The following is a 12,006-nucleotide window of genomic DNA, read 5'->3' as shown; positions in this document are numbered from 1 at the left end:
TTTAGGGAAGCCCGTCACCCTGAACTTGTTTCAGGGTCCAACGCGCCACCGGCGACGGCTTCCCGAGTGGAGCCTTGGATGCTGAAACAAGTTCAGCATGACGATGATTTTTGAGCCAGGAATACCCACCTGCAACGCAAGGAACGAACATGACGACCGAAATCGAATGGTGGGACTATGAGGACGCCGATGAGATGGCCGAGGCCGTCGCGGGCGATATCGGCTTCATCATCGAGAGCGCGATCGATGCGCGCGGCGCCGCAGTGATCGCGCTGGCGGGGGGCAAGACCCCGCTGCCGATCTACGAGAAGCTGGCCAAGGCCAAGATCGACTGGAAGCGCGTGACGATCATTCCGGGCGACGATCGCATCGTCCCGCTGGGCGACCCGCTGTCGAACGTCACCGCGATCGGCAAGATCTTCATCCCCAAGGGCGCGCGGGTGATCCCGCTCGTCAGCGACAAGGCGCCGGACTACAAGGCGGCGGGCCGCTCGGCCGACGCGCTGCTCCAGGACGTGCACTGGCCGCTCGACCTGTGCCTGCTCGGCGTGGGCGGCGACGGGCATTGCGCCTCGATCTTCCCGGGCCCCGATTTCGACGAGGCGCTGAACGGCCCCAAGGAGCGCCGCGCGCTGGGCGTGATGCCCGATCCGCTGCCGCCCGAGGCGCCGGTGGCCCGCGTGACGCTGAGCCGCGCCGCCATCGTCTCGGCCCGCGCGCTGATGATCGCGATCACCGGCGAGGCGAAGAAGGAAGTGCTGGAAGCGGCGATCGATCAGGGCGCCTCGTCGAACTACCCGGTCGGGCGCGTGCTCGCCGATGTCGAGCTGCCGGTGGATATCCACTGGGCGGCGTGATTGCCCGTTAGCCGTTCCCCGGCGAAAGCCGGGGTCCAGGGTCACGAGCGATCCGGCAGAGAAACCCTGGGGCCCGGCTTTCGCCGGGGAACAGGTACCGCAAATGGAATGAGACTATGACCCTCCACCCCGAAATCGCCGCCGTCACCGATCGCGTGATCGAGCGCTCCAGCGCCCGGCGCCGCGCCTATCTCGCGCTGGTCGAGGCCGAGCTGGCATCGGGCAACGACCGGCCCAAGCTGGGCTGCGCCAACCTCGCCCATGCCTATGCCGGCACCGACGAGCAGCGCGACGAGCTCAAATCGGGCCGAAAGATGAACATCGGGATCGTCACCGCGTACAACGACATGCTCTCGGCGCACGCGGTCTATTACCGCTATCCCGAGCAGATGAAGATCTGGGCGCACGAGGCCGGCGCCACCGCGCAGGTGGCGGGCGGCGTGCCGGCGATGTGCGACGGCGTGACCCAGGGCTATCAGGGCATGGAGCTGTCGCTGTTCAGCCGCGACACGATAGCGCTGAGCACGGCGGTCGCCCTCTCCCACCGGACCTTCGAAGGCGCGGCGCTGCTCGGCATCTGCGACAAGATCGTGCCGGGGCTGCTGATGGGCGCACTGCGCTTCGGGCATCTGCCGATGGTGATGGTGCCGGGCGGGCCGATGCGCTCGGGCCTCGCCAACAAGGAGAAGGCGAAGATCCGCGAGCTCTATGCGGAGGGCAAGGTGAGCCGCGACGAGCTGCTCGACGCCGAGATCGCCGCCTATCATTCCAAGGGCACCTGCACCTTCTACGGCACCGCCAATTCCAACCAGATGATGATGGAGGCGATGGGCCTGCACATGCCAGGCGCGGCCTTCGCCAATCCGGGCACCAAGCTGCGCCAGGAGCTGACCCGCGCCGCGGTGCACCGGCTGGCGGACATCGGCTGGAACGGCAACGACTATCGCCCGATCGGGCATGTGGTGGACGAGAAGGCGATCGTGAACGCGGCGATCGTGCTGCTCGCGACCGGCGGATCGACCAACCACCTGATCCACGTGCCGGCGTTCGCGCGGGCGGCGGGGATCACGATCGACTGGGACGATTTCGACCGTCTCTCGCGCATCGTGCCGCTGCTGGCGCGCGTCTATCCCAATGGCTCGGCCGACGTGAACGGCTTCGAGGATGCCGGCGGGCCGAGCTTCGTGATCCGCGAGCTGCTCGGCGCCGGGCTGATGCACGGCGACACGATGACCGTCGGCAAGGGCGGCATGGCCGATTACGGCCGCAAGCCCGAGATGGCGGGCGACGAACTGGTGTGGGTCGACCACGGCGCGCAGAGCGGCGACGACAGCATCGTGCGCACCGCCGCCGATCCCTTCTCGAGCGAGGGCGGCTTCCGTATCCTCAAGGGCAATCTGGGCCGCGCCTGCATCAAGGTGAGCGCGGTCGAGCGCGAGCGCTGGACGATCGAGGCCCCGTGCCGCGTGTTCCAGGACCAGGCCGAGGTGCAGGACGCCTTCAAGGCGGGCGAGCTGGAGCGCGACGTGGTCGTGGTGGTGCGCTTCCAGGGACCCAAGGCGAACGGCATGCCCGAGCTGCACAAGCTGACCCCGCCGCTGGGCGTACTGCAGAATCGCGGCTTCAAGGTCGCGCTGGTGACCGACGGGCGGATGTCGGGCGCGAGCGGCAAGGTGCCGTGCGCGATCCATCTCAGTCCCGAGGCGCTGGGCGGCGGGCCGATCGCCAAGCTGCGCGACGGCGACGTCGTGCGGCTCTGCGCCGAGACGGGCGAGCTGACCGCGCTGGTCGATGCCGCCGAGTGGGATGCGCGCGAGCATGTCGCTGCGCCGCCGCCGGCGATCGGCACCGGCCGCGAGCTGTTCGCGATGCTGCGCCATCACTGCGACGAGGCCGAAAAGGGCGCCTCGGCGATGCTGGCCGAGGCCGGGCTCTGAAACAAAACGGCCGGCGGCTGGGATAAAGCCGCCGGCCGCCCTCGGCCTCTTCCGCGCCCAATGGGCAAGAAGGCGCGCCAGAGGCCGCCCCGCCCCTAGAAGCGGAAGCCCACGCCGGCGCCGAACACGAACGGATCGAGGCTGACATTGACCTTGTTCACCGCGCCGCCGGTGGTGAGCCGCGCAGTGGTGTCGATGTCGATGAACTTCACGTCGAGATTGACGAAGATCTTCCTGGTGATGTCGACGTCGACGCCGGCCTGGAGCGCATAACCGAAGCTGTCGTCGAGCTTCACCTTGGTGGCGCCGAGCGCGTTGTTGAGCGAGCTGCTCGCGTCGCTCGAATAGAAGATCGTGTAGTTGACGCCGGCGCCGACATAGGGCCGTACATGGCTCTTCGGCGCGAAATGATATTGCAGCGTCAACGTGGGCGGCAGCGCCCAGGTATCGGCGACCTTGCCCAGGCCCGAGATGGCACCGGCGCCCTGGATATTGTGCTTGGTGGTCGAGAGGATCAGCTCGGCGCCGATATGATCGGTCGCCATATAGGTGAAGTCGACTTCGGGCATGTAGCCGTCATCGACCTTCACCGAGCCGGTGGGCACGCCCGGGGTGATCGGCCCGGCCTTCTCGGTGGGCGAGACCATGATGCCGCGCAGGCGGACGAGCACGTCCCCGGCCGAGATGCCGGTCTCCTCCTGGGCATGAGCGGGCATGGCGATGCCGGCGGCAAGTGCCAGTGCGAGGGGAATAGCGCGACGCATCTTGGGTCTCCTTGGTTGAGGAGGCCCGGTTACGCCCGCGATCGCCGGAGCGATTTGACGCGGCGCAAAAGGCATTCCGTCGGATTTGCCGATGCCGCTTTACTTCCGTGCAACTAAGCTAGAGAAGGGCGCCGACAACGCTGCCATATGTGACGCGCAGCGGTTGGAGAGGCGTGAAGGAGAAGGCATGGAAGTCGTCGCGGTCGATATCGGCGGGACGCATGCCCGTTTTGCCGTCGCGGAAGTGGCGAATGGCCGCGTCGTCTCGATCAGCGAGCCGATCACCCAGAAGGTAGCCGAGCATGGCAGCCTCCAGCTCGCCTGGCAGGCATATGGCGAGGCGCTCGGCCGCCCGCTGCCCAAGGCCGCGGCGCTGGCGGTGGCATCGCCGGTAGGCGGCGACATCATCAAGCTGACCAACAATCCCTGGATCATCCGTCCCGCGCTGATTCCCGACCGGCTCGGTGCCGACACCTGGACCGTGGTCAATGATTTCGAGGCGATCGGCCATGCGGTGGCGCAGATGGGCCCCGAGCATTTCCTGCACCTGTGCGGCCCCGACGCGGCGCTGCCCGACAAGGGCGCGATCACCGTGTGCGGCCCGGGCACCGGGCTGGGCGTCGCGCAGGTCTTCCGCCACCGCGCCGGCTATGACGTGATCGCCACCGAAGGCGGCCATAGCGACTTCGCACCGCTCGATCCGATCGAGGATGCGCTCGTGAAGCGGCTGCGCAAGACCTATACGCGTGTCTCCAAGGAGCGCGTGGTCGCCGGCCCGGCGATCGTCTCGCTCTACGAAACGCTGGCCGAGCTGGAGGGCAAGCCGGTCCACCGGCTCGACGACAAGGCGATCTGGAGCCTGGCGCTCGAAGGCAAGGACGAGCTGGCAGTGGCCGCGCTCGACCGCTTCTGCCTGAGCCTGGGCGCCGTCGCCGGAGACCTGGCGCTGTGCCACGGCCCCAAGGGCGTAGTGATTGCCGGCGGTCTGGGGTTGCGCTTGAAGGACCATCTGTTGCAGTCGGGCTTCGGCCAGCGGTTCGTCGCCAAGGGCCGGTTCCAGGGCCTGATGTCTTCCATACCGGTGAAGCTCATCACGCACCCGCAACCGGGCCTGTACGGCGCCGCCGCGGCGTTCGCGCAGGAGCATGCCCTTTGAATATCGAAGCCATCATGAAGACCGCACCGGTGATCCCGGTGCTCGTGATCGAAGACGCCGCCACGGCCCGGCCGCTGGCGGAGGCGCTGGTGAAGGGCGGCCTGCGCGTGCTCGAAGTGACGCTGCGCACCGAGGCGGCGCTGGAAGCGATCGCCGAGATGAAGAAGGTCGAAGGCGCGATCGTCGGCGCGGGCACGGTGGTCAACACCGACCAGTTTGAGCAGGTGATGAAGGCCGACGCCGAGTTCATCGTCTCGCCGGGCCTGACCGACCGGTTGGGCGATGCGATCGTGCGCAGCGGCGTGCCCTACCTCCCCGGCATCGCCAATGCCGGCGACATCATGCGGGGGCTCGACCTGGGCCTCACCCATTTCAAGTTCTTCCCGGCCGAGACCTCGGGCGGCCTGAAGGCACTGAAGGCGCTCGCGGCGCCCTTCTACCAGTGCAAATTCTGCCCGACCGGCGGCATCTCGGCCGCGACCGCGCCGGAATGGCTCGCCTTCGACCCGATTCTGTGCGTGGGCGGGTCGTGGGTTACGCCGAAGGGCGCGAGCTACGAGCAGGTCGAGGCACTGGCGCGCGAAGCGGCGGGGCTGAAGGGATAACCGCCTGAGATCCCGGCTTTCGCCTGGATGACGGTTCAGCTGACCATCTGATATCATCGTCATCCCGGCGAAAGCCGGGATCTCAGGCGATGGAGGAGAAGGGTGGCCGGCTGGACCTACATCATGACCAACAAGCCCCGCGGCATTCCCTATGTCGGGGTTGCCGCCAATCTCGCGCAGCGCGTACAACAGCACCGCGAAGGCAAAGGCTCCAAATTCTGCGCCCGGTACAATCTCAAGCTTCTCGTCCTTGCCGAGCCCCATGACACGATCGAGGACGCGATCCGCCGCGAGAAAATGCTCAAGGAGTGGAAGCGGGACTGGAAGATCGAACTGATCGAGCGCTTCAACCCAGAATGGCGCGATCTGTTTGATGACATTCGGGAATAGAACCGCCTGAGATCCCGGCTTTCGCCGGGATGACGGTCTATCTCTCTGGGACCGAATGTCCCATTCCCACCGCACGCCCGCGTCCCCACATCGCAACCATGGAAAAGACCGGCACCCCCTCCCCCATGCCACCGCGATGCGTGTCGAGAAGCGCCGGACGGCGGCCGAGATGGGGATCGACGATACGTTCGTCTCCGAACTGGTCGATCGCTTCTACGGGCGCGTGCAGGCCGATCCGGTGCTGGGGCCAGTGTTCGCCGAGCGGATTGCCGACTGGGGCCCGCACCTCGCCCAGATGAAGCGCTTCTGGCGCTCGATCCTGTTCAGCAGCGGCGAGTATCTCGGGCGACCGATGCCGCTCCACCTCGCCATCCCCGGGCTCGACAAGGCAATGTTCGCGCGATGGCTCGACCTGTTCGCCGCGACGCTGGCCGAGATCGGCGGCGGGGATGCCGCCGAGCATGTCCATGAGCGCGCCCGGATGATCGCCAACAGCTTCCTCAACGGGATCGCGATCCATCGTCACGGGAAGATGGGATTGGCCCCGGGCGAGGGGTTTGCGTAAATCTCGCGTCATCCCGGCGAAAGCCGGGATCTCGTGCAGCTCTTTCCCACCCTCGCCTGAGATCCCGGCTTTCGCCGGGATGACGGCTAAGTCGTCACATCTCCCCACGCGCGCGGCGGATGGCATACCATTTCTGGACGTTGGCGTTGTGCTGCTCGAGCGTGTCGGTGAACACATGGCCGCCGGTGCCGTCGGCGACGAAATACAGCGCCGAGGAGCTGGCTGGATCGAGCACCGCATCGATGCTGGCGCGGCCGGGGTTGGTGATCGGGCCCGCCGGCAGGCCGATCTTCTCATAGGTGTTGTAGTCGTTCTTAGCGTGCACTTCGGAGAGCAAGGGACGACGGCCGAGCGGCTTGCCCCGGGTGATCGGGTAGATGAAGGTCGGATCGGCCTGGAGCATCATGTTCTGGCGCAGGCGGTTCGAATAGACCGCGGCGACCGTGCGGCGCTCCTCGGGCTTGCCGGTTTCCTTCTCGACGATCGCGGCGAGGTTCAGCGCCTCGGTCGGGCTGTTGACTGCGATGCCGGGCTTGCGGGCCTCCCAAGCCTTGGCGAGGTAATTGGCCATCGCCTTCTGCATGCGATCGAGCACCGACTGGCGGGTGTCGCCGCGATTATAGGCATAGCTGTCCGGCAGCACCGAGCCTTCGGCGGGCACCTGGATCTCGCCGGTGAGCTGCGGCGCCTTCATCAGCGTCTCGTAAACGATGATCGACGGCGTGCCCTCGGGGATCGTCACGAAGCGCTGGAGCGTGCGGCCGCCCTGCATCATCCGCAGGATGTCGGACTGGCTGAGATGTGCCGGCACGCGATATTCGCCCGCCTTGATCGGATCCTTGCTGCCCAGCACCTTGGCGAGGAAGAGGAACTGGCGCGCCGAGCCGATCGCGCCGGCTTTTTCCAGCTCGGTCGCGGCGCGCGACAGGCTGGAGCCTTCGGGGATCAGGACCGAGACATTCTGCTTCGCCGGCCCTGCCCCGCCCCAGAGCTGGAGCACGCCCATGCCGAGCGCGACCAGCACCAGGATCGCCACCAGCAGCGCGCAGCCGCCCAGCCGCCGCTTGCGCGGCTTCCGGGCTGGCCCTGCTGCCGGTGCAGGCGTGTCGTCAGACAGCCTTCATCACCAGGCTGGCATTGGTGCCGCCGAAGCCGAACGAGTTGTTCAGCACGGCCTTCACCTTGCGCTCCTTGGCCTTGTGCGGGACGAGATCGACGCCCGCGCAATTCTCGCTCGGATTGTCGAGGTTGAGCGTCGGCGGCACGATCTGGTCGCGCAGCGCCAGGATGCAGAAGATGCTCTCCACCGCGCCGGCGCCACCGAGCAGATGGCCGATCGCCGACTTGGTCGAGCTCATCGACAAGCCGCCGATGTCGCTGCCGAACAGGCGGCGAACCGCACCGAGCTCGAGCTCGTCGCCGAGCGGGGTCGAGGTGCCGTGGGCGTTGATATAGTCGATCTCGCTCAGCGCCAGGCCCGACTTCTTCACCGCCATCTGCATCGAGCGGAACGCGCCCGAGCCTTCCGGATGCGGCGCGGTGACGTGATAGGCGTCGCCCGACAGGCCATAGCCGACCACTTCGCAATAGATCTTCGCGCCGCGCGCCTTGGCATGCTCATATTCCTCGAGCACGACCACGCCGGCGCCTTCGCCCATGACGAAGCCGTCGCGGCCCTGGTCCCAGGGGCGGCTGGCCTTGGTGGGATCGTCGCGGAAGCCGGTGGAAAGCGCGCGGGCCTGGCCGAAGCCGGCGATGCCGATCGGGCAGACCGTGCTCTCGGCGCCGCCGGCGAGCATCACGTCGGCATCGTCCATCGCGATCATGCGCGCAGCGTCGCCGATCGAGTGGGCGCCGGTCGAGCAGGCAGTGACCACGGCGTGATTCGGGCCCATCAGGCCGTATTTGATGCTGACCTGGCCCGAGATCAGGTTGATCAGGCGGCCATGGACGAAGTGCGGGCTGACGCGCTTCGGGCCCTTTTCGGCGAGGACGAGCGATTCGCTCTCGATGCCCGGCAGGCCGCCGATGCCCGAGCCGATCGAGCAGCCGGCGCGGAAGCGCAGCTCCTCCGACATGTCGGTGAGGCCGGCATCCTCGATCGCCTGGCCGGCGGCGTCGATGCCATAGACGATGAACGGATCGACCTGGCGCTGGATCTTGTGATCGACGCGCTTGCCCGGATCGAAGCCATATTCATGCTCCGGACCCTTTACTTCGCAGGCATAGTTGCTCTGGAAATCGGTCGCGTCGAAGCGCGTGATCGTCGCGGCGCCCGATTTGGCGGCGATGATGTTCTTCCAAGCCGTTTCGACATCGGCACCCAGCGGGGTGACAAGGCCAAGGCCGGTGACAACTACACGGCGCATCCGTCTTCTCCGTCAAACTTCAATTCTTGCACGAAGCCACTGAAAAACAGCGATTTCATGCCATAAACAAAACGGCTCCCCGCCCAACTCTTTTCGAGCCCGGGACGGGGAGCCGCTGATTCAAGCTCGGCCCATAGGGGCGCGATCGCCGGAGGGCGATCAGCCCGCCTGGTGCTCGGAGATGTAGTTGACCGCGTCGCCGACGGTGCTGATCTTCTCAGCCGCATCGTCGGGGATCTCGACGCCGAATTCTTCTTCGAACGCCATCACCAGCTCGACGATGTCGAGGCTGTCGGCGCCCAGATCGTCGATGAAGCTCGCCGTCAGCGTCACATCGTTCTTGTCGACGCCGAGGTGATCGACAACGAGCGCGGTCACGCGGGTGGTGATCTCTTCCTGAGTGGCCATGGTCCCTGTTTTCCTTTGTTGCTAGGGGCTCAATTCGTTGGAACGCACCTAGATCGCACATGGTGCCGTTGCAAGAGGCTGCGCGAGCGCAGCTTCACGTTAGCCTTTCCCTCAGGCCTGCGAAAACTGCCAGGCAGCGTAGCGCACGGTGCTGAGGAAGAGGAAATATTTGTTGAGAAGCGCGGCGTTGGCGCGCGTCTGCTTCGCCTCGTCAGTGACCGAGGCAATGACGAGCGCCTGCATCTCCTCCTTGGTAAGCGGCCGGTTCTGCGTGTCTTCGGGCAGACTGTCGAACTGTGCCTCGAGCGCACCGGTGTCGAAACCTGCCGCGATGACGAACTTCTCGGCGATCGGCTGGCCGAGCTTGGCGAGCGTATAGACCCGGGCGGCTTCTACCGCCGCTTCGGACCATTTATTTTCGGTCGCGCACTCGTTCGCCGCGATCGAGATGCCGCTGCCCACTGCCGGATCATAGGTGGGGCGCACGGCGGCGGCATCGCCCATATTGCGGGTGATGTCGCCTGTGATCTGCGTTGTGAGTGCCGGCTTGAGCTTGCCGACCACGCAATCGATCGTCGCGAGATCGGCCGCCTGGGCCGGCGCCGCGAGGGCTGCGGCCGCCAGGGCCATGATTCCGAGAAAACGCATAGACTTCCTACTCCAGGCCCCCGCCAGGATCACAGCATCGCCATACCGCCGTTCACATGCAAGGTCTGGCCGGTGACATAGCCGGCTTCCTTGCTGGCGAGATAGACGACGGCGGCGCCGATATCCTCGCCGGTGCCGAGGTCGCCGGCCGGGATGCGGGTGAGCAGCGCGGTCTTCTGCGCCTCGGGCAGCACGTCGGTCATCGCCGAGCGGATGAAGCCCGGGGCGACGCAGTTGACCGTGATGTTGCGGCTGGCCAGCTCCTGCGCCAGCGCCTTGGACATGCCGACCAGGCCAGCCTTGGAGGCCGCGTAATTGGCCTGGCCCGGGTTTCCAGTCGCACCCACGACGGACGTGATCGAGATGACGCGGCCGAAACGGGCCTTCATCATCGGCTTGGCGGCGGCGCGGATCAGGCGGAAGGCGGCCTCGAGGTTGATCGAGATGACCTGCTCCCACTCCTCGTCCTTCATCCGCATCGCCAGATTGTCGCGGGTGACGCCGGCATTGTTGACGAGGATGTCGAGCTTGCCGAGCGCCTCGACCGCGCGCGGGACGAGGGCATCGACCTCGGCCTTGTCGGACAGGTTGCACGGCAACGCGACATGGTCGCCGCCCAGCTCGGCGCGGAACGCCTCGAGCTTCTCGGCATTGGAGCCGGACACGGCGAGCCGGGCACCCTGCGCGGCAAGCGCCTTGGCGATCGCCGAGCCGATCCCGCCCGAGGCGCCGGTGACGAGAGCGGTCATGCCAGTGAGGTCGAACATGTTCTTCTTCCTTCTATCCGGAGAGATCAGAGGCTCTTGGCCAGCGCTTCGATGTCTTCCATCGTCACCACGCTCACCGGCGCGGCGTCGGGGGTGATGCGCTTGACCATGCCGCCCAGCACCTTGCCGCCGAACTCGACATAGTCGGTCACGCCCGCCGCGAACATCGCCAGCACCGATTCGCGCCAGCGGACCATGCCGGTGACCTGCTCGACCAGCAGCGCGCGGATCGTGTCCGGATCGGCAACCGGGGCGGCGGTGACGTTGGCATAGACCGGCACGAGCGGCGCCTGGAGCGATACCCTGGCCAGCGCCTCGGCCATGGCGTCGGCCGCGGGCTGCATCAGCGGGCAGTGGAACGGCGCTGAGACCGGCAGCAGCAGCGCGCGCTTAGCGCCCATTTCCTTGGCGATCGGCAATGCGCGCTCGACCGCCTCGCGATGGCCCGAGATCACGACCTGCGAGGGATCATTGTCGTTGGCGACGGTGCAGATCTGGCCTTCGGCCGCGGCGTCGGCGATCGCCTGGGCCTTTTCGCGATCGGCACCGAGGATGGCGGCCATCGCGCCGACGCCGACCGGCACGGCGGCCTGCATCGCATCGCCGCGGACGCGCAGCAGCCTGGCCGTAGTGGCGAGATCGAAGGTGCCGGCGGCGCAGAGCGCAGTATATTCACCGAGCGAGTGGCCGGCGACGAAATCGGCCTTGTCGGCGAGGCGGATGCCGCCCTCCTTCTCGAGCACGCGCAGCACCGCAATGGCATTGGCCATGATCGCCGGCTGGGCATTGGCAGTGAGGGTCAGCTGATCCTCGGGGCCCTCGCTCATCAGCTGGAACAGCTTCTGGCCCAGCGCCTCATCGACTTCCTGGAAGACTTCGCGCGCGGTGGCGCTGGCTTCCGCGAGTGCTTTGCCCATGCCGACGGCCTGGCTGCCCTGGCCGGGGAAGATGAAGGCGCGCATATGTCTCTCCTGCTCAGCGGCGCTGTGATGGAGCGGCGCGTTAGGCCGCCGCCCCTCCCGACGCAACCCTGCGCCGCTTCACCCGAAGATGAACGCTCCAGACAGGATTGCGAAACATTGCGACCATTTCGCAATGCCCGAGACAAACCGCTGCGACACGTCCTCCCCAAATTGACCTCAACGCCGGAGGGACAGCCGGCGCCAGAGAGAAAAGAGGAGTGTAGTCATGAAGAAGTTCATTCTCGCAGCCGTCGCCGCCTCGCTGGTTGCGACCCCGGTGCTCGCCGCCGCCCCGCAGCCGCAGCACGGCAAGCCGCCGGTGCAGAAGGTGGTGGTGAAGAAGAAGGTCGTCGTCGCCAAGCCGACCTATCGCAACTGGCGCAAGGGCGAGCGCTTCGACAGCCGCTATGCCCGCAACTATCGCCAGATCGACTATCGCAAGTATCGCGGCCTGAAGGCTCCGCCGCGCGGCTATCGCTACGTCCAGTCGGGCAATGATGCGGTGCTGGTGGGCATCACCTCGGGCATCATCGCGGCAGTGATCACCGGCGCGATCCGCTAACCCCAAGAAAAAGCAC

The 12,006-nt window shown here is 66.6% G+C and carries 14 protein-coding genes; 7 read left to right on the top strand and 7 right to left on the bottom strand.

Annotated elements, in window-relative coordinates; all coding sequences use genetic code 11:
- Positions 1–149: 149 nt before the first annotated feature.
- Together pgl and edd are read left to right on the top strand one after the other, a co-directional pair.
- Positions 150–857, top strand: coding sequence for a 6-phosphogluconolactonase (pgl, locus tag P6144_RS02985; RefSeq protein ID WP_277766228.1), 708 nt, complete (start codon positions 150–152; stop codon positions 855–857).
- A 116-nt stretch (positions 858–973) separates the two neighbouring features.
- Complete coding sequence (gene edd / locus P6144_RS02980) at positions 974–2,794, top strand: phosphogluconate dehydratase (RefSeq protein ID WP_277766227.1); 1,821 nt, start codon at positions 974–976, stop codon at positions 2,792–2,794.
- 95 nt (positions 2,795–2,889) lie between these two features.
- Here edd and P6144_RS02975 read toward each other — a convergent pair whose 3' ends face one another.
- A complete protein-coding gene (locus tag P6144_RS02975; protein ID WP_277766226.1) occupies positions 2,890–3,558 on the bottom strand; it encodes an OmpW family protein in 669 nt (222 codons plus the stop codon).
- 187 nt (positions 3,559–3,745) lie between these two features.
- Between P6144_RS02975 and glk the strand changes: the two genes are divergently transcribed.
- From glk to P6144_RS02955, 4 genes are all read left to right on the top strand, one after another.
- On the top strand, positions 3,746–4,714 hold the full coding sequence (gene glk, locus P6144_RS02970; RefSeq protein WP_277766225.1) for a glucokinase: 969 nt from the start codon (positions 3,746–3,748) through the stop codon (positions 4,712–4,714).
- A 14-nt stretch (positions 4,715–4,728) separates the two neighbouring features.
- The gene (eda, locus tag P6144_RS02965; protein ID WP_277766761.1) at positions 4,729–5,319 is read left to right on the top strand and encodes a bifunctional 4-hydroxy-2-oxoglutarate aldolase/2-dehydro-3-deoxy-phosphogluconate aldolase; all 591 of its coding nucleotides are present in this window, start codon (positions 4,729–4,731) and stop codon (positions 5,317–5,319) included.
- A gap of 102 nt (positions 5,320–5,421) precedes the next feature.
- Positions 5,422–5,709 carry a GIY-YIG nuclease family protein gene (locus P6144_RS02960; RefSeq protein ID WP_277766224.1) on the top strand — a complete coding sequence of 96 codons (288 nt, stop codon included), beginning with the start codon at positions 5,422–5,424 and terminating at the stop codon, positions 5,707–5,709.
- A 136-nt stretch (positions 5,710–5,845) separates the two neighbouring features.
- Positions 5,846–6,274, top strand: coding sequence for a group III truncated hemoglobin (locus P6144_RS02955; protein ID WP_277766223.1), 429 nt, complete (start codon positions 5,846–5,848; stop codon positions 6,272–6,274).
- 94 nt (positions 6,275–6,368) lie between these two features.
- Here P6144_RS02955 and mltG read toward each other — a convergent pair whose 3' ends face one another.
- From mltG to fabD, 6 genes are all read right to left on the bottom strand, one after another.
- A complete protein-coding gene (gene mltG / locus P6144_RS02950) occupies positions 6,369–7,280 on the bottom strand; it encodes an endolytic transglycosylase MltG (RefSeq protein WP_277766760.1) in 912 nt (303 codons plus the stop codon).
- Positions 7,281–7,383: 103 nt separating this feature from the next.
- On the bottom strand, positions 7,384–8,643 hold the full coding sequence (fabF, locus tag P6144_RS02945; protein ID WP_277766222.1) for a beta-ketoacyl-ACP synthase II: 1,260 nt from the start codon (positions 8,641–8,643) through the stop codon (positions 7,384–7,386).
- 159 nt (positions 8,644–8,802) lie between these two features.
- The gene (locus tag P6144_RS02940; RefSeq protein WP_180140491.1) at positions 8,803–9,051 is read right to left on the bottom strand and encodes an acyl carrier protein; all 249 of its coding nucleotides are present in this window, start codon (positions 9,049–9,051) and stop codon (positions 8,803–8,805) included.
- A gap of 111 nt (positions 9,052–9,162) precedes the next feature.
- The gene (locus P6144_RS02935; RefSeq protein ID WP_277766221.1) at positions 9,163–9,699 is read right to left on the bottom strand and encodes a hypothetical protein; all 537 of its coding nucleotides are present in this window, start codon (positions 9,697–9,699) and stop codon (positions 9,163–9,165) included.
- Between the two features lie 29 nt (positions 9,700–9,728).
- Entirely contained in the window at positions 9,729–10,466 is a 738-nt protein-coding gene (gene fabG, locus P6144_RS02930) for a 3-oxoacyl-[acyl-carrier-protein] reductase (protein ID WP_277766220.1), read from the bottom strand.
- Between the two features lie 26 nt (positions 10,467–10,492).
- Positions 10,493–11,428: an ACP S-malonyltransferase gene (gene fabD / locus P6144_RS02925; protein ID WP_277766219.1), complete on the bottom strand. Its 936-nt coding sequence runs from the start codon at positions 11,426–11,428 to the stop codon at positions 10,493–10,495.
- A 226-nt stretch (positions 11,429–11,654) separates the two neighbouring features.
- On the opposite strand from fabD, the gene P6144_RS02920 reads away from it, so the two are divergent.
- Positions 11,655–11,990 carry an RcnB family protein gene (locus P6144_RS02920; protein WP_277766218.1) on the top strand — a complete coding sequence of 112 codons (336 nt, stop codon included), beginning with the start codon at positions 11,655–11,657 and terminating at the stop codon, positions 11,988–11,990.
- The last annotated feature ends 16 nt before the right edge of the window (positions 11,991–12,006 follow it).

This window comes from Sphingomonas sp. HITSZ_GF (genome assembly GCF_029543155.1).
Taxonomy (GTDB): domain Bacteria; phylum Pseudomonadota; class Alphaproteobacteria; order Sphingomonadales; family Sphingomonadaceae; genus Sphingomonas.
Note: the sequence above shows the minus strand (reverse complement) of the source record. Positions and strands in the feature narration are given on the sequence as shown.